The 18,051-nt window shown below is 32.8% G+C and carries 20 protein-coding genes; 12 read left to right on the top strand and 8 right to left on the bottom strand.

What is annotated here, in order from left to right; all coding sequences use genetic code 11:
• A partial coding sequence (locus tag ABJI11_RS03160; protein WP_348349345.1) for a phosphoenolpyruvate carboxylase occupies positions 1 to 774 on the bottom strand: 774 nt, incomplete at its 3' end.
• Between the two features lie 295 nt (positions 775 to 1,069).
• Positions 1,070 to 1,738 (bottom strand): uracil-DNA glycosylase family protein, encoded by a 669-nt coding sequence (locus tag ABJI11_RS03155; protein ID WP_348349343.1) that lies wholly within the window; start codon positions 1,736 to 1,738, stop codon positions 1,070 to 1,072.
• 82 nt (positions 1,739 to 1,820) lie between these two features.
• On the opposite strand from ABJI11_RS03155, the gene ABJI11_RS03150 reads away from it, so the two are divergent.
• Positions 1,821 to 1,949, top strand: coding sequence for a 30S ribosomal protein THX (locus ABJI11_RS03150; protein ID WP_276473611.1), 129 nt, complete (start codon positions 1,821 to 1,823; stop codon positions 1,947 to 1,949).
• Between the two features lie 2 nt (positions 1,950 to 1,951).
• Here the strand turns inward: ABJI11_RS03150 and ABJI11_RS03145 are convergent, their stop codons facing one another.
• From ABJI11_RS03145 to ABJI11_RS03130, 4 genes are all read right to left on the bottom strand, one after another.
• Positions 1,952 to 2,317, bottom strand: a complete 366-nt coding sequence (locus tag ABJI11_RS03145) for a hypothetical protein (protein ID WP_348349341.1) — start codon at positions 2,315 to 2,317, stop codon at positions 1,952 to 1,954.
• Positions 2,318 to 2,363: 46 nt separating this feature from the next.
• Positions 2,364 to 3,125 (bottom strand): peroxide stress protein YaaA, encoded by a 762-nt coding sequence (gene yaaA / locus ABJI11_RS03140; RefSeq protein WP_348349339.1) that lies wholly within the window; start codon positions 3,123 to 3,125, stop codon positions 2,364 to 2,366.
• 91 nt (positions 3,126 to 3,216) lie between these two features.
• The gene (locus tag ABJI11_RS03135) at positions 3,217 to 4,248 is read right to left on the bottom strand and encodes an RluA family pseudouridine synthase (RefSeq protein WP_348349337.1); all 1,032 of its coding nucleotides are present in this window, start codon (positions 4,246 to 4,248) and stop codon (positions 3,217 to 3,219) included.
• A complete protein-coding gene (locus ABJI11_RS03130) occupies positions 4,249 to 4,839 on the bottom strand; it encodes a PASTA domain-containing protein (protein ID WP_348349335.1) in 591 nt (196 codons plus the stop codon).
• A 173-nt stretch (positions 4,840 to 5,012) separates the two neighbouring features.
• On the opposite strand from ABJI11_RS03130, the gene ABJI11_RS03125 reads away from it, so the two are divergent.
• The 6 genes from ABJI11_RS03125 to ABJI11_RS03100 all read left to right on the top strand — a co-directional run bounded on the left by ABJI11_RS03125 (position 5,013) and on the right by ABJI11_RS03100 (position 12,707).
• Positions 5,013 to 5,987 (top strand): D-alanine--D-alanine ligase, encoded by a 975-nt coding sequence (locus ABJI11_RS03125; RefSeq protein ID WP_348349333.1) that lies wholly within the window; start codon positions 5,013 to 5,015, stop codon positions 5,985 to 5,987.
• Positions 5,988 to 6,113: 126 nt separating this feature from the next.
• Complete coding sequence (coaD, locus tag ABJI11_RS03120) at positions 6,114 to 6,566, top strand: pantetheine-phosphate adenylyltransferase (protein ID WP_276494386.1); 453 nt, start codon at positions 6,114 to 6,116, stop codon at positions 6,564 to 6,566.
• A 123-nt stretch (positions 6,567 to 6,689) separates the two neighbouring features.
• Positions 6,690 to 8,537, top strand: a complete 1,848-nt coding sequence (locus tag ABJI11_RS03115) for a PAS domain S-box protein (RefSeq protein ID WP_348349331.1) — start codon at positions 6,690 to 6,692, stop codon at positions 8,535 to 8,537.
• A gap of 3 nt (positions 8,538 to 8,540) precedes the next feature.
• Positions 8,541 to 10,505 (top strand): PAS domain S-box protein, encoded by a 1,965-nt coding sequence (locus ABJI11_RS03110; protein WP_348349329.1) that lies wholly within the window; start codon positions 8,541 to 8,543, stop codon positions 10,503 to 10,505.
• The gene (locus tag ABJI11_RS03105; protein ID WP_348349327.1) at positions 10,492 to 10,896 is read left to right on the top strand and encodes a response regulator; all 405 of its coding nucleotides are present in this window, start codon (positions 10,492 to 10,494) and stop codon (positions 10,894 to 10,896) included. The genes ABJI11_RS03110 and ABJI11_RS03105 overlap by 14 nt, the downstream gene beginning before the upstream one ends.
• A 68-nt stretch (positions 10,897 to 10,964) precedes the next feature.
• Positions 10,965 to 12,707 (top strand): M14 family metallopeptidase, encoded by a 1,743-nt coding sequence (locus ABJI11_RS03100; protein ID WP_348349326.1) that lies wholly within the window; start codon positions 10,965 to 10,967, stop codon positions 12,705 to 12,707.
• Between the two features lie 3 nt (positions 12,708 to 12,710).
• On the opposite strand, the gene ABJI11_RS03095 is transcribed toward ABJI11_RS03100, so the two are convergent.
• The gene (locus ABJI11_RS03095) at positions 12,711 to 13,301 is read right to left on the bottom strand and encodes an NUDIX domain-containing protein (RefSeq protein ID WP_348349324.1); all 591 of its coding nucleotides are present in this window, start codon (positions 13,299 to 13,301) and stop codon (positions 12,711 to 12,713) included.
• 7 nt (positions 13,302 to 13,308) lie between these two features.
• Between ABJI11_RS03095 and pyrE the strand changes: the two genes are divergently transcribed.
• Both pyrE and ABJI11_RS03085 read left to right on the top strand, forming a co-directional pair.
• The gene (gene pyrE / locus ABJI11_RS03090) at positions 13,309 to 13,953 is read left to right on the top strand and encodes an orotate phosphoribosyltransferase (RefSeq protein ID WP_348349322.1); all 645 of its coding nucleotides are present in this window, start codon (positions 13,309 to 13,311) and stop codon (positions 13,951 to 13,953) included.
• Between the two features lie 2 nt (positions 13,954 to 13,955).
• On the top strand, positions 13,956 to 14,348 hold the full coding sequence (locus tag ABJI11_RS03085) for an SRPBCC family protein (RefSeq protein ID WP_348349320.1): 393 nt from the start codon (positions 13,956 to 13,958) through the stop codon (positions 14,346 to 14,348).
• Here ABJI11_RS03085 and ABJI11_RS03080 read toward each other — a convergent pair.
• Positions 14,345 to 15,076: a biotin--[acetyl-CoA-carboxylase] ligase gene (locus tag ABJI11_RS03080; RefSeq protein WP_348349318.1), complete on the bottom strand. Its 732-nt coding sequence runs from the start codon at positions 15,074 to 15,076 to the stop codon at positions 14,345 to 14,347. The two genes, ABJI11_RS03085 and ABJI11_RS03080, sit on opposite strands and share 4 nt — an antisense overlap.
• Positions 15,077 to 15,169: 93 nt before the next feature.
• Here ABJI11_RS03080 and rsfS point away from each other — a divergent pair, with 93 nt between their 5' ends.
• The 3 genes from rsfS to ABJI11_RS03065 all read left to right on the top strand — a co-directional run.
• Entirely contained in the window at positions 15,170 to 15,544 is a 375-nt protein-coding gene (gene rsfS / locus ABJI11_RS03075) for a ribosome silencing factor (RefSeq protein ID WP_348349316.1), read from the top strand.
• 12 nt (positions 15,545 to 15,556) lie between these two features.
• Positions 15,557 to 17,560, top strand: a complete 2,004-nt coding sequence (gene ftsH, locus ABJI11_RS03070) for an ATP-dependent zinc metalloprotease FtsH (protein WP_036156011.1) — start codon at positions 15,557 to 15,559, stop codon at positions 17,558 to 17,560.
• Positions 17,561 to 17,601: 41 nt separating this feature from the next.
• Positions 17,602 to 18,051 (top strand): LUD domain-containing protein (locus ABJI11_RS03065; RefSeq protein WP_348349314.1); only part of this gene is annotated, 450 nt, incomplete at its 3' end.

Here is an 18,051-nt window from a genome sequence, read left to right as displayed (position 1 = left end):
TCTAGTAATATCAGCAGTCACAAATGGGTTACCATCCCTATCACCACCTGGCCAAAAACCTAATTTTACAATATCATGATTTTCAAATTGCTTAGAGCCTGTACTACCTTTAATATATGCGTACATATCACCAATAGCATCATAATATACATGCCTTAGTGTGTAAATAATATTCTTAGCCTCATCTAAAGGTGTAGGTTTTTTAGCATTGATCAAAGAGGTTAACCCTAATTGCTGTAACCCAACATCTATTTCATCAATTTTATCTTCTAAAATTAATGTTCTAAGGTTTGTAATAATATCTAAAACTGCAGGTGTATAAAATTGAGTGGGGTGTGCCGTTAGAACAATACGCGCACTGAATGTGCTCAACTTATCCCAAATGGTATCCCAAGAATTATTTTTTTCGACTAATTGAAAATAATCTTTTAAAGACAAAGAACTTGAATGTTTGTGCAGTTTTGGGAAAGCAGCATCTTCTACACTATCATAAAGTACCACTTGTCTCTCTACATACTGTATAATACGAAACATAAAGTCTATCTGCTCTTTTTCTGATTTGATATCCACAAAATTTTCGAAAAAATTCTCTAGTATTTCTTTCGGGTTTAGACCATCGCTCAACCCCTTTTCAGATTGATTGAGCAATAACGGAATTAGCATACCCACATTCTCAATATTCTCGTAAGGTAAATTTAAGAATAGACTATTATAAACATTAAATTTATTTTGGACAGACTTCTTAAATTCTGCCAATCTTTCTTGTTGTTGCATATATCAAAATACTTTACGCCGTACCATTACGACAAACTTTCTAAAATTCGAACATAAATATCGCTATTCCAAAAGAATTTAGAGAATCATTTTAATGAAATATCATTTTCATAGTAGTATACCACAAAATCTCGTGTATTGACAACAAATAATTCAAAATACTGTATAAGCTATCTACCTTTACAGTGTTAATAAGAAATAAAATTTTTCATTTTCATATAGTGTTCTCGTAAAAGAGTCTTGTTTTTAAAACAAGACTCTTTTTAGTTTAAAGAAGTTTTAAAACTATACCACCTTAAAAGTGCTCCCTATATTGAAGTATCCTAAAATCTAATGTATTGAAATTAGGGTTTTCCTTTTTCATTCTCTTATAACTTTCAAGACTACCTACCGCCCTATTAGCTGCTCCAGAAGGAGCAATTAAAGAAACTGTTCTAATTATAGCTTTTGTTATAGGATGTATAAACTCATGTACGCGTGGTACATTTGTAGAAATAGGAAACAAAGAAACACCATGCTCCTTTACAAGCTTTCTAAAAAAATACTCAGGACCATTTTTACTGTTGCCTCCTGTAAACAACAAGGTCGTTACTTTAGGATATTTTTCTAGATATCCTAAAATATTTCTTAATTTAATATTTTGCATACCAATATCAGAGGCATCTATTTTTTCTCTTTCTGCAGAAGCAACTATATCACAAATACCAATTTTTCTTTCTCTTAAAAATGTTTTGCGTTGTTCTATTGCTTCAACCGTAGTTTCAAATTTTAGATTTAAATTGAATATTCTATCTAAAATAGACCACAGCTGACCATCACGGCTTCCATAGCAAAAATTTACATCGCCCTCTTTTAAATCTCCTGTGGTAAAACGTGGCGGCGGCAATGTACCTACAATCAATTTTTCAGTAGATTCACTTATAAATGGTTCATACGGATGCGTATGTTGAAATTTCTTTTGCATTAGTGTTTTATTCTCATGAGCATATTTTTAACGCAAATCTTCTTTAAATTACTAACATAAACAAAAATCAAAAAAAGAAGATATGGGAAAAGGCGATAAAAAATCTAGAAAAGGAAAAATATCCAATAATTCATACGGAACTAGAAGACCCCGTAAAATTAAAAAAAGACCTACTGTAGAAGAAAAAATAAAAATCAATAAAAAGAAATAAACTTAATTATCTATTTTGAAGGTCAGATCTAACTGGTTCTCTTCATCTAAAGAAATCTCATACGTATAAAAACCTATCGGCAAAGTATCCGTTAACATCTCTACAGGCACATAATTCAAGCTAGTAGAATCTGTAAGAATTGATATTGCGGTAAATGCATATGCCCTTTCAAACTCCATGTATTCTGAAAATTCACCTGCTTCAATATTCTCATAAACAGTATCATTTTCAACTATACGTACTTCACTAAAAAAAAGTTCTGTACTATTTTGGACCCGAATATTGACTAAGTTAACTTCATCATCCCTATCTGTACATGAGAATAGAACACCAAGACATATAATAGCAAGTAAAACAACCCTTTTCATAGACGTATTTTTATATACTTAAGAACGAAAAAGAGTAGATTATATTTTATCTAATAAAGACAGGTTCATTTTCTTTTAAAGTATGTTCCTGACTAAATTGATAATCATCTAAATTGAAACCTTTAATATCTTCCAAAGATTTGGCGTCGGTATCTATAATATACCTAACCATTGCCCCTCTAGCTTTTTTAGCGAAGAAACTGATGATCTTTAATTTATCGTTTTTCCAATCTTTAAAGACCGGAGTAATAATTTCAGATTTTATTTTTTTAGGTTTCAAAGCACTATAGTACTCATTACTTGCCAGGTTCACCAACAACTCACCTTCTACCATCTCATTATTTAGGTGATCGGTAAGCCTTTCGCCCCAGTATTCGTACAAGTTTTTCTTTCTACCAATTTTCAAAGAAGTACCCATTTCTAAACGATATGGCTGCATTAAATCCAATGGTTTTAATATACCGTACTGTCCAGATAAAATTCTAAGTGTTTGTTGCAACTTTTCTATTTTTTCATCGGATAACGTGTATGCATCCAACCCTTGGTATACATCACCGCTAAAAGCATAAACTGCCGGTCTTGCGTTATCTGATGTAAATGGTACTGTAAAATCTTGATTTCGTTGCCAATTTAATTGCGCCAAATTATCTGAAATAGACATTAGCTCAGAAAGCGCTTTGGGTTTCTTTTTCTTTAAAACCTTGTTCAGCTTTTCAGCATCTTCTATAAATTCTGGTGAAGTATATTGTGTTGTTGGCAACTCACTTTCATAATTCAATGACTTAGCCGGAGAAATAACAATTTTCATAGTACAATTTTAATATTCCCAAAAATAAAAAGGATAAACAGATAGACCTACAAAAGATAAAAAAGAGTTTAAATAGTGGTATTGGAGAAACTTATTCTGTACTATTTTTACTGTAACCTCTCCATTTTTCAATGGCACTCGTCATATCTTCAGGCACTTCAGAATCAAAGCTCATATGCTCTCCCGTTACCGGATGCACAAAACCTAATGTCTTGGCATGTAAGGCTTGTCTTGGTAGTAATTTAAAAGTATTCTCTACAAATTGCTTGTACTTTGTAAAGGTTGTCCCCTTTAATATCTTTTCACCACCATAGCGTTCATCATTGAACAAAGTGTGCCCTATGTATTTCATATGCACACGAATTTGATGCGTTCTACCTGTCTCTAATTTACAAGACACCAAAGTAACGTAACCTAATCTTTCCAACACCTTAAAATGGGTTACAGCTTCCTTACCTTCTTCCCCTTCTGGAAAAACATGCATCTGTAGGCGATTTTTAGGATTTCTACCTACATTTCCCACCACTGTACCTTCATCTTCTTCAATATTACCCCAAACAAGGGCAACATACTCACGTTCAGAAGTCTTGTCAAAAAATTGTTTTGCCAGATGTGTCATGGCCGCTTCTGTCTTTGCAACCACCAATAGACCCGAGGTATCTTTATCTATACGATGTACCAAACCTGGTCTTTCATTACTGTTAGATGGTAAGTTATCTGTATGATAAATTAATGCATTGATTAGCGTACCTGAATAATTACCATGCCCTGGATGTACTACCATACCAGCAGGTTTATTCACAACCATTAACACATCGTCTTCATATACAATATCTAACGGTATATCTTCTGGCACCAACAGAAATTCATGTGGCGGATGCTCAAATAACACCTTTACCTCATCACCTGCTTTTACCTTATAATTAGATTTTACGATTTTGTCATTGACCCAAACGTGACCATCTTTAGCTGATTGCTGTATTTTATTTCGTGTGGCGTTTTCAATGAAATTCATTAAAAACTTATCTACACGCAAAGGAACTTGACCTTTAGAGGCTATAACTTTATGATGCTCATAAAGTTCTCCATCTTCATTTTCTGGCCGCTCAATATTCTCCTCCATCTAATCTTCAGATTCCGCTTTAATTATTGCTCTTTCCGTAATACTACCATTACCACAAACCAATTCTATCTTAGATGTTTTAGGTAACCTGTCACCTGGCTTTATATCTTTCCCTTTATACTTTATACGGTACACCATATCCTTTCCCAATTCATCTACATAGGTGACACGCTGCACATCTAAACCTACAGCTTTTAACATTGAAGATGCATTACGCTTGGTAACCTGAATGATTTTAGGAACGGTTACTTTTTTATATCCTGACGGATTTACAGTGAAATATATTTTTCTATTCTCCTTAACTTTTGATCCCGCTGAAGGATTTTGTTCTATAATCGAGAATCTTGGGTAATCTGGATTGTAGTTTGCAGAGTCTAAAACTTCATATCGTAAACCAGCTTCTTCAATTGATTTTCTCATATCCATAACAGATTTTTTAGAAAAATCTGGCACTTCTACAAACTTACCATGATTGGTGGTACTGTTCAGGTATCTTAATGTGACAAAAATCACAATTATCAATACCAACACCGCAAGACCTAATTGAATAAAAAAGGTTTTACTTTTTAAAAAATTGAAAAAATTCCTCATACGTATTATTTGACCCGACAAATATAGTAAATGCCCTCATACCATTTTACAGCATTGGTTTATAGTTATGGGTATCATAAAAATTAATTCTTAATTAATGAATGCTGTATGTTTTCTTTTTTATTTTATTTCAATACTCCATCTTTGCTTTAACATTCTAATAGACCATACACATGAAAAAAAATATTGCAATTATAATGGGCGGTTATTCTAGTGAATATAAAATATCGCTTAAAAGTGGTAATGTGGTCTATGACTATCTGAACAAGGATAAATTCAACTTATATAGAATACATATTTTTAAAGATAAATGGGTCTATGTAGATGAACAGGACAATGAGACACCAATAGACAGAAATGACTTCTCCATTCCTTTAAACGGTACATCAATAACATTTGATTGTGTTTTTAACGCCATACATGGCTCACCAGGGGAAGACGGACTCATGCAAGCTTATTTTGAACTGTTAGGTATTAAGCACACTTCTTGTGATTTCTACCAAGCGGCCCTTACCTTTAACAAGCGTGATTTACTGAGTGTCTTAAAACCATATGGAATTAAAGCTGCACCATCTTACTATCTAAATCTTGGTGATGAAATAAATGAATCCGAAATCATTGACAAGGTCAAATTACCTTGTTTTGTAAAGGCCAATAAATCTGGCAGCAGTTTTGGCATTACTAAAGTCTATAAAACAGAAGAGCTTAAGGGCGCCATTGAAACAGCCTATAAAGAAGATGATGAAATTATTATAGAAGGCTTTCTTGATGGTACAGAAGTTTCTGTAGGCGTATTAAAATTGAATGGCAAAACTACCGTATTCCCTATTACAGAGATAGTGTCAGAAAATGATTTTTTTGACTACCAAGCAAAATATGAAGGTAAATCTCAAGAAATAACTCCTGCAAGAATAAATGCTGAGCAATTAGAGAAAGTAACCATAGCATCTAAAAGAATTTATGATGTGCTAAAAATGACCGGTTTTTCTAGAAGTGAATTTATATTTATCGGCGATGAACCCTTCTTATTAGAAATGAACACTACCCCAGGTTTAACAACTGAGAGTATTTTACCGCAACAGGCTAAACAGGCCGGCATTGAACTAGGTATGTTATTTGAGTATGCCATTAATGAGGCATTGTCATAATTTGACTATATTTAAAAAGTGAATTACTTCAGGTAATACCTGCGAGGTATTGACAAAAAAAGAAACAAATAATTCGACACAAACATCGAATTATTTTAAATCTCGATTAACGAGTAAAATACACATATGAGACGCGCAATTTTTCCAGGTTCTTTTGACCCTTTAACTTTAGGACATCATGACATAATTATGCGTGGCATAACTTTATTTGACGAGGTCATTATAGCCATTGGAAAAAATGCCGATAAAAAGTACATGTTCAGCTTAGAACAGCGTATACAATTTATTGAAGAAGCTTTTAAAGATGTTCCTTCAATAACGGTGAAATCTTATGTAGGACTAACAGTAGATTTTTGTAAGAAAGTCGACGCGAATTTTATTTTAAGAGGATTACGAAATCCGGGCGATTTTGAATTTGAGAAGGCAATTGCACATACAAATCGAAAATTATCTGAGATAGAAACCGTGTTTCTATTGACCTCATCGGGTAAATCATACATCAGCTCATCTATAGTTAGGGACGTTATACGCAATGGTGGCGATTATACAGGCTTAGTACCTGATTCTGTAAGAAAATAAGTGTCGTTCGTCGGCCTGACAACAAGAAAACCCCTTTCAACCACAACTTTTCGCAAAAACACAACAATTTAGGTGGGCAAACTCTAATTTTCCTATAAATTCGTAAGAAAATTCTTTCTACCAATGATTAAATCAAAAAATAATTCATCGTTTTCTTTAGACTGGATCAAACAAATTCCATCATCTATTGTAATTATAGATACAGACTTTAAACTCATTAGTGCATCACCAAGATGGGAGGCTAATTTTCAATTAAATTTAGAGCAGATAGAAGGCAAATATTTTGTTGATTTATTTCCTGAATTAGCGCAAGAATTGAAAACTAGATTAAAATATAGTTTAGATGGTCTTCGCGATATAAAATTTAAATACAACGCTAATGAATGCCAACATTCATCAGATGATTCTATTTGGCACTTAAACCCTTGGAAGGATGGCTATGGTAATATTATAGGTGTAATCATAAAAATTGAACCTATAACAAAAACTCAAGAACTAGAGCTAGAACTTAATAAAACCAAATTACTACTTAGCAATAAAACTTCTGTTGCCAAGATTGGTAGTTTTGAACTAGACGCTGTAAATAACAATTTATTATGGACACCTATCGTAAATAAAATTTATGGCCTTCCTGTAGATTTTCAACCTACTCTAGAAAATGCAATTGAATTTTATGTAGATGGATCTAAAGAGGTTATACAGAAAGTTGTAGATGAAGCTTTCAATTTAGGTAAACCTTGGAACGTAAAAGCACAACTAAAACAAAAAGATGGTACTATCATTTGGGTAAACACTATAGGTCGACCTAAATTTAAAGATGGTATTTGCACTAGAATTATTGGAACAATTCAGCAGATAGATGAAGAAAATAAAATAGAAGTCAAAAAAACCGTTCTTGAGGCTGAATTAAGTGAATATCCTTTATTCGAAAAAATACCACTAGGTCTGGCCATTATAAATTTTGATAATGGTAACTTTTTAAATGTAAATCAACAATTCATAAAACTATCGGGTTTTGAAAAAGAATACTTTATCAACAAGAACTTCAAAGAATTTATTGGTAAATCTTTTCTGAATAAAGAAAAAGACTTGGTAGCACAATTAAAAGAAAAAGAATCTTTTGATTCTGTGAAGTTTACATTTTCAAATAAATTAAACCATACATTAAATCTTAAAGTTAGCGGCAATCTGGTTAAGGGACTCAACAACAAGAAAAGTATTTTATGTACTATTGAAAATATTACGACACAAACCAAGCTAGAGAAGAAATTAAAAAATACCATAATAGCTTCTAGAGAGAAAAATGATCAACTTCTTAATTTTGCCCATATGGTCTCTCACAATCTAAAAACCCATGCTACCAATTTTTCATTATTATTAAATTTCTTAAACGATGAAAAAGGGCTAACTCAACGCAATAAGTACATGACCATGCTTTTTAACGCATCTGACAACCTTTCTGAAACAATAAAAGGATTAAGAGAAATCGTTGCGGTAAAATCTAATTTAAATAATGAAAAAAAATTACTTCCTTTAAATGAAAGCGTTTTTATAGTTGAACAAAATGTTGCTGGGCTATTAAAGCAGACTAATGGTAAAATCATCAACGAAATACCTGACGACATTAAAGTAAAGGCTTTACCTGCGTACTTAAATAGTATACTAACAAATTGCATTACAAATTCTATAAAATATAAGTGTGATAATAAACCGCCAATTATCATATTGAGTACTGAGGAGACTAAGGATTACACCATTTTAACTATTGAAGACAATGGTCTTGGCATAGATTTAGAGAAGTATGGAGATCAATTATTCGGACTCTATAAAACATTTCATAGAAATAAAGAATCTCGTGGAATTGGTCTATATATAACTAAAAACCAAATGGATGCTATGAATGGAAAAATTACCGTAGACAGCGCACCCGGGCAGGGCTCTACCTTTAAGTTCTATTTTAATAAAAAATAAAAAGTGATTGATAATGTAATTAATCAAACCATTTACAACGATAATGATAGTATTCACAACAATTATGCAATAAAATACAGCAATGATATTACATTCGTAAGAAATTACATCGGTATGATAAGAGTTCCCCTAATATCAAATGCCTCGTACTTAATTAGACAATTGCCAACACCAACGGCTTTCATTGACACTAATTATAACATAGTTCAGACATCTGATAAATGGACGAGTATTTTTAATAAGAACGAAGAGTGTATTACTTCAAAAAGCTTATTTGCGGTTTTTCCAAATTTAAGCCATAAATGGAAAATGGTTTTAGATAATTGTTTTAAAGGAAACCCGCAACCTATGGGTATTCACCAAACTATTGATGCCAAAGGTCAAGAGCTTTGGTTTGAATGGACAAATGCACCTTGGTATGACACCGATGAGAATATTGTAGGAGCAATAATTCAATTAAGTAACATTACTGAAGCTGTCAATAATGAATTAGAACTCAATAAGAAAGAATTACTCTTACGGCAACAAGCAGAAATCACCAAAATTGGAAGGTGGGAATACAATATTGTTGACAATCAATTATTCTGGTGCTCTACTACAAAATCCATTCATGAAGTTACGCCAGATTTTCATCCCAATATTGAGACCGCTCTTTTCTATTATAAAGAAGGCCATAGTAGAAATGCTATCTCAATGGCACTATTTGAAGCTCAAAACAAAGGTAAATCTTGGAGCAACCTGAAGCTACAAATTATTACGGCAACAGGTAAAGAAAAGTGGGTAATGGCCGGTGGAAAGCCTATTTATAATAAAGGACAATTGGTTGGTTTAATTGGTACTTTTCAAGATATTCATGAGCAAGTAGAGGCAGATATCAAAACTCTTGACAATGAAAAGCTACTTAGAACGCTGATTGATAATTTACCAGTCAATGTTTACATAAAAGATACCGAATCTAGAAAAGTGTTAGTAAATAAAGCTGAATGCGAATATTTAGGTATTAACAATCCAAAAGAAATTATTGGTAAAAGTGACTTTGAACTTTACCCTTTCGACGCAGCTAAAAAGTCTAGAGAAGAAGATTTGAAGGTAATGAATTCGCTTAGACCCGTAATTGGCAAAGAAGCAGTAAAAACAACTCTAGATGGTAAAAAAACCTCTTTTCTAAGTTCTAAAATACCTCTACTGAACAATAAAGGTGTTGCTTATGGTATTGTAGGTATTAGTTTAGATATTACAACATTAAAAGAAAAAGAAAAAGAACTTAGAAACATCATCAACATTGCATCGGTACAAAATAAAAAACTATTAAATTTTGCTCATATAGTTTCTCATAACCTACGTTCTCACTCAGCTAATTTCTCTATGCTCTTAAACTTTTTAGAAAATGAAAAAGATGAGGACGAAAAAAAGAATATTATTACGATGTTGACTAGAGCTTCAAATAACTTATTAGAAACGTTAGATAATTTAAATGAGGTAGTTTCAATAAATACGAACACTAATATTGAAATGAAGGAAATAAATTTACATGATAAAGTTGTGGATATTTATAACAATCTATCACCTTTTATTTCTAATAACAATAGTAAAATTGATAATAAAATTCCGGCTAATTTCAATATAACAGCGGTACCCGCATATTTAGACAGCATAATAACAAACTTTATTACCAACGCTGTTAAATATAGACATCCAGACAGAGTGGGACTTGTAATTCTAAGTGTAGAAAAAAAGAATGGTTATTCAGTACTTTCCATAAAAGATAATGGTCTGAGTATTGACCTAAAAAAGTACGGTAAAAAACTTTTTGGTATGTATAAAACTTTTCACGACCATAAAGATGCAAGAGGAATAGGATTATACTTGACCAAAAACCAAATAGACGCTATGAACGGTAAAGTAGAAGTTAGTAGCGAAGTAGGACAAGGAACAGAATTTAAAATTTTCTTTAATGAAAAAAATTAGTGATATCACTATAATTGATGACGATGCTATTACAGTTTTCGGCTTACGTAAATTAATATCTTCAAGTGTTGAATGCCGGTCAGTAAAATCATATGACAATGGTAAAATTGCATTAGATGCATTAACTAATTTTTATAACAATAATGAGCAAATTCCGCAAGTTATATTTTTAGATATTAATATGCCAATTATGGACGGATGGGAGTTTTTAGAAGCCTTTATTGAACTTCCAATAACCAATAGAATCAGAATTAATATTGTAACTTCTTCTATAGACCCCTTTGACCAAAAGCAATGGGAACATTACAAAAGTAAAAGTCATCACTTAATCACTTTCAATCAAAAACCAATTGACAGAAATAAAATAACAGAAATTACCCAAGTGGCTTAAGCCAATAAAACTATTGATTATTTTTACATTCAAATAATGGTATTTATCACCATTGCAATTGTTTGTATATGAAAACTATATCACTCGTTTTTTTAGCGCTATTAATTCTCTCTTGCGAAACTAAAATTGAAAATACCAAAACAGATTTCCCAACTCCTTTTGAAGCATCTAATAAAAAAGAAACCGCTACCTATGACCAGGTAATAGATTTTTACCTAAAACTATCAAAAGAGTTTTCCTCCATTAACATACAAACTATTGGTACTACCGATAGTGGCAATCCTTTACATATTGTTACTTATAGCGACAAAGGTGATTTTGATTTTAAAAAACTAAGCGAGAGCAATACCATGATGTTAATTAACAATGGCATCCATCCTGGCGAAAGTGATGGAATTGATGCAACCATGTTATTATTTCGTGACCTGGCAAGCAATGAGATCAAAACTCCAAAAGAAACTATAATTGCCACCATTCCTGTTTATAATGTTGGTGGCGCCCTAAATAGAAACAGTACTTCACGCGCAAACCAAAACGGACCAATAGAATATGGGTTTAGAGGTAATGCCAAAAATTACGATTTAAATAGAGATTTCATTAAAAGCGATACCAAAAATGCTGAAACTTTTGCAGAAATTTTTCATCTTATAAATCCTGATGTTTTTATAGACAATCACGTAAGCAATGGTGCAGATTATCAATATACCCTTACACATTTATTTACGCAACACAATAAATTGGGCGGTGAATTAGGTGAATATATTCATGGTTCGTTAATGCCACAATTACATGATTCTTTATCAAAATCTAATTGGGACATTACGCCCTATGTAAATGTCTTCAATAGTCCGCCAGAAAAAGGTTTTAAACAATTCATGGATCACCCTAGATACTCTACCGGCTACACTACTTTATTTAACACTGTAGGTATGATGGTAGAAACTCATATGCTAAAGCCATATGACATGCGTGTAGAGGGTACTTATGAACTTATGCTAAAAATGATTGCCATTGCCGAAAAAGACGGTAGCAAAATTAGATCTTTAAGAGATGCTGCATTCTTAAATAATAGCACAGAAGAGTATTATCCTATTGCATGGGCAGTTGATACCACAAAGGTTTCTAAATACATGTTCAAAGGCTACAAAGCAGATACCATTATTAGTGAGGTTACCGGTCTAAAAAGATTAAAATACAATCGAAATCTTCCTATAGAAACAGAGGTAGCGTATCAAGATTATTTCGCTGCATCAGATTCTATTAAAATTCCAAAAGCATATGTTCTAGGTAGGCAATGGGCAACTATTATTGAAAAATTAGATTTAAACAAAATCTCTTACACTACACTACAAAAAGATTCTACCATATCTGTAGAAGCATATAAAATAGATGAATACCAAACGTATACATCACCATATGAGGGTCACTACCCACATTATAACACAACCGTAAATACAACATATGAAACTAAAAAATTTCATACAGGGGACATCATCATACCAACAGATCAACCGAGTTTTAGATATATTTTAGAAACATTAGAACCATCTGCAGTAGATTCATTTTTCAACTGGAATTTCTTTGATACCATACTACAGCAAAAAGAAGGCTTCTCCCCTTACGTATTTGAAGATACCGCTCTAAAAATGTTAGAAAATGATTCTATACTCAAAGCTAATTTTGAGGACAAAAAAATGCTTGATTCAGATTTCAAAGAAAACTGGTACAAGCAATTAGATTGGCTTTTCAAGAGAAGTGACCTTTATGAAAAAGCACATCTACAATATCCGGTATATCGAATAAGAAAGTAAGCTTTAATATTCCCCGAAGAGTATTTTAATATTCACGTATGAATTTTCTAGAGCTTTTTTAATTTTCTCAGGTCCTTTCCAGCGCACCTTAAAGATACCTTCTTTTTTCTCAGGCTTTAATTTACCATCAAAATCGGTACTCATATCATACCAATACACCTGTTTAAGCTTATTAATTCCGTTACGTTTAAAAACATGATATGTAGTTCTAATATAATCGTCAATTACTAGGCCCCTAACACCAGTTTCTTCCTCTACTTCACGAATGGCACATTCTTCAATTGATTCCCCCTTATCCAATTTACCTTTCGGTAAATCCCATTTATCGTTTCTATAGATAAAAAGTATTTTCCCCTCTTTATTTTTCACAACGCCCCCACCAGCGATTACCAAAGGAACGACTTGAGTAAACTTTTTTAAAATTTCATCGTAATTAGGATGATAAATAAACGCTTCCTTCAACTTCCCTTTCCTCAATGAACTAATTGCATCTTCAATAGATTCTTGATTTAATGAAAAATACTCTCCATTTGTGGTATCAGAGAGTTTATTTGTCAAAATCAAAGGCAATTCATTAACAAAAACTTTATACATTTGCGTCATGGTTTTAGACAAAAACACTGCAAAAAAAACAGCAGAGCTTCTCTTGCAAATTAATGCAATAAAATTGAAACCCGAAAATCCTTTTACATGGGCTTCGGGTTGGAAATCTCCTATATATTGCGATAATAGAATTTTACTTTCCTATCCTATCATCAGAAACTATATTCGTGATGAAATGGCGAAGCAAGTGGAACAACTTTATGGTAAACCAGATTGCATCGTAGGCGTTGCTACAGGCGCAATAGGAATAGGGGCTTTGGTTGCCGACAAACTTAATTTACCCTTCGTATATGTTAGACCTGAGCCTAAATCTCACGGTCGTCAAAATCAGATAGAAGGTCATTTAGAAGCGCACCAAACGGTTGTTGTTATCGAAGATTTAATCAGTACAGGTAAAAGTAGCTTAAATGCTGTAGATGCCCTTAGAGCTATTGACGCAAACGTAAAAGGTATGTTGGCGATTTTCACTTACGGATTTGAGACGGCTACCAAAAATTTTGAAGAAAAAAACACGGAGCTACATACGTTAAGTAGCTATGAATATTTAATTGAACAAGCATCTGATACAGGTTATGTAAAAGAAGAGCAGTTAATTACATTAATGGAATGGAGGAAAGACCCTTCAAAATGGACAAATAAATAATTATGTTTATAGAAACACCAAAGGCAGTAATCGCTAAAAATACAGAAGACACTTTTAACTTTTTAAACGACCTGCCTAATTTTAGATTGTTAATGCCTGAAAACATTGACAAATTTGAAGTTTTAAACGAGAATAGATTTCTTTTTGCATTAAAAGGAATGCCAGAAATTGTTTTGGAAAAAAAAGAACAAACACCTTTTAGTCAAATAATTTTAGGTGCTGCTAGTGAAAAACTACCTTTTACATTAACGGTAGATATTATTGAGATTGATGCTAACAGCAGTGAAGTTGTTTTAAGTTTTAAAGGTGAATTCAATGCTATGATGGCTATGATGATTAAAAAACCTATTACTAATTTCATCAATACCTTATCAACGAACTTGGCAAAAGTCTAATACAACAACTGTATTTCTTTTAACCCATATTCTTGAAAATTACCATTTTCATGTTTCACAGTAAGTTTACCGCCAATAGAAACTTCTTCTATTGTGCCGGTAAATAGTGAACCGTCTTGATTTTTAAAGCTACTACTCTCTCCTATTCTAAATAATTGAGAATGATATTGACCATACAATTCTTGCTCTAAAGAATCTATAGGTTTATTTAAGTACAAATTCAATTGTTCTATTAAAGAATAAAAAACCGAATCTAAATTAAAATCAGCACCCATAATATTTTTCAATGAAGATGCATTTGGTGCGTTTTTAAACACTTCTTGATTTACATTTAAGCCAAATCCTATAATAGTTCGTTTAATTTTAGATCCAGATAAAATATTTTCTATCAATATACCGCCTATTTTAGAATTACCTGACAGAATGTCGTTAGGCCATTTAATGCTTAAATTGGGTATTCCTAAACGGTTCAAAGCATCTACTATTGCAAGTGACACGCAAACACTTACCAGAAAAACACGTTGTATTGGCACATTAATATTATTTTTCAATATACTGAATGCTAGGTTTTTACCAGACTCAGACTCCCATTTAGCACTCATTTGCCCCCTACCTAAAGTTTGATCTCTCGTAGTTATTACAGTAAAATCATCAAGTTCTTTCTTGAATGACAGGTCTTTTAAATAGGTGTTTGTAGATTGCGTGGCATCAAGTTTGATTATTTGCATTTACTGTTCTTATTGTGAATCTTTAATGTATTGTTAAAATCTAGTCCTAAAAGAACAAAAAAATAATAACTTTGTAAAAACTAAAATTTTTGAATGCAGGAAAGTAAAACTAGCAAAGATGAGTTAATTGCATTAATAATTCAGGGAATTGACGAAGTAAAAGGTCACAATATCAACCTATTAGACTTAAGAGAAATTGAGAATACCGTTTGTGATTACTTCATAGTTTGTAACGGTACTTCAAATACGCATGTAAATGCTATTGTTGGTTCTATCCAGAAAACAGTAAGTAAAGCGATTCAAGATAAACCTTGGCACGTAGAGGGCGAGGACAATGCCGAATGGGTATTAATGGACTACGTAAATGTAGTTGTTCATGTATTCCAAAAGCAAGTTCGAGATTTTTATGATATTGAAGGTTTATGGGGAGATGCAAAATTCACAACCATAGAAAGTAGCGTAAACTAATAAAAAATTAAAATGGCAAAAGAAAACAAAACAAATCCGAAAAAACCAAAATTTAGTTCTTGGTGGATTTATGGATTAGTAGCAGTATTACTAATTGGATTTCAATTATTCAATAGTGATGACCTAGCTAGCACCCAAAAGACGACTACTTCAGAATTACAGCAGTATTTGCGAAATGGTGATGTTAAGAAGATTTTAATCATAACAAACACCAATCAAGCTAAAGTATTTTTAACTGACGAGGCTATTGCAAAAGAGGTTCACAAAGATGTAAATGAGAAATCATTTCTTCCATCCTCAGGCAATGTACCACAGTACACCTTAGACTATGGTGATCTTCAAATATTTCAAAATGAAATAACTGAAATCAAAAAAGAAAATAATTTAGATACCATTATAGAATTTGGCAAAGAATCTACGGCCATTTTAGATTTCTTGTTGTCTCTATTACCTTTTGTTCTGATTATTGGTATTTGGATTTATCTAATGCGTAGAATGTCCGGCGGCGGCGGTGGCGGCGCTGGTGGTCAAATCTTTAACATTGGCAAGTCTAAAGCTAAATTATTTGACGAAAAAACAGATACTAGAACTTCTTTTAAAGATGTTGCTGGCCTAGAAGGTGCAAAAGAAGAAGTAGAAGAGATTGTTGAGTTTTTAAGAAACCCAGACAAGTATACTTCATTAGGTGGTAAAATACCAAAGGGAGCATTGCTAGTAGGACCTCCAGGAACAGGTAAGACACTTTTGGCAAAAGCCGTTGCCGGTGAAGCTAAAGTTCCTTTCTTCTCGTTATCTGGTTCAGATTTCGTAGAAATGTTTGTAGGTGTTGGTGCATCTAGAGTACGTGACTTGTTCAAGCAAGCAAAAGACAAATCGCCTGCCATTATTTTCATTGATGAAATTGATGCCATTGGTAGAGCTAGAGGTAAAAATAATTTTACCGGTTCTAATGACGAACGTGAAAATACGTTGAACCAGTTGTTAACTGAAATGGATGGTTTTGGTACAAATACTAACGTTATTGTACTTGCAGCAACCAACCGTGCAGATGTATTGGATAAAGCATTAATGCGTGCAGGTAGATTTGACAGACAAATCTATGTTGACCTACCGGATATTCGTGAGCGTAAAGAAATTTTTGAAGTTCACTTAAGACCTATTAAAACAGCCGAAACTCTAGATTTAGATTTCTTGGCAAGACAAACACCTGGTTTCTCTGGTGCAGATATTGCAAATGTTTGTAACGAAGCAGCATTAATTGCCGCTAGAAACGAGAAAAAAGCGGTAACAAAACAAGATTTCTTAGATGCTGTTGATAGAATAGTAGGTGGTCTTGAAAAGAAAAATAAGATTATTACTCCTGGTGAGAAAGAAACTATTGCCTACCACGAAGCTGGTCATGCAACCACTAGTTGGATGTTAGAACATGCTGCTCCATTGGTAAAGGTTACTATTGTACCAAGAGGGCAATCATTAGGTGCTGCTTGGTATTTACCAGAGGAGCGCTTAATTGTTAGACCAGAACAAATGTTGGACGAAATGTGTGCAACAATGGGTGGTAGAGCTGCAGAGAAAGTTATATTCAATAAAATCTCCACTGGTGCCTTAAGTGATTTAGAAAAAGTTACCAAACAAGCAAGAGCAATGGTAACCATTTACGGTCTTAATGATGAAATAGGTAACATTACCTATTATGATTCTTCCGGTCAAGATTCTTACGGTTTCTCAAAACCTTACAGTGAAGACACCGCTCGTAAGATAGATGCTGAAATTTCTAAAATAATTGAAGAGCAGTATCAACGCGCAATCAAGGTTTTAACTGACAATAAGGATAAACTTACAACTTTAGCTGAAAGATTGTTAGAGAAAGAAGTTATCTTTAAGGAAGATTTAGAAAAAATCTTTGGTAAGCGAAATTTCGAAAAGGATATTTTAGCCTTAGAAAACGAAAAGAAACTGAAAGAAGAAGAGGACAACAAATCTACAGAGGAGCAAGAAATTACAGAGAATAAGTAATATTGTACTTCTTTAGATTAGCAATTATTTCAACAACATAAATGGGTTTTTTAGATATTTTATTTGGCGGTGGCAAGAAGAAAGTTTCGAAAGAAACTGCGGAAACGCGCGGTGATCATATGCCTGATATAAATATTCCTGTTGATGAAAAATTTACAATTCATTTTAAACAAAATGGAGGTAAATTCATTTATTGCGATTCTGATGCAGACGTTTCAAAAGCAATTAGAAATATTGTTACAGAAAATAATTGGGAAAGTGAGCCTTTCTTTGTTCTCAACGAAAGGCTAGCCCAAAAATTTTCAAAAGAATCTATTACGTTTACTAATAATGCTCGCAACAGTGAAGTATTCTTTACCACTTGTGAGCATCTTATTGCCCAAAATGGCAGTATTCTAGTTTGCTCTAATCAACTCCTAGAAAAAAAGGTAAATGAACTACCTAGTAACGTGGTGGTGTTTGCAACTACAAGCCAACTAATAGAATCCATA

Source organism: Maribacter sp., from assembly GCF_039968975.1.
Lineage (GTDB): Bacteria > Bacteroidota > Bacteroidia > Flavobacteriales > Flavobacteriaceae > Maribacter.
This window is presented reverse-complemented; position numbering and strand designations above follow the sequence as displayed.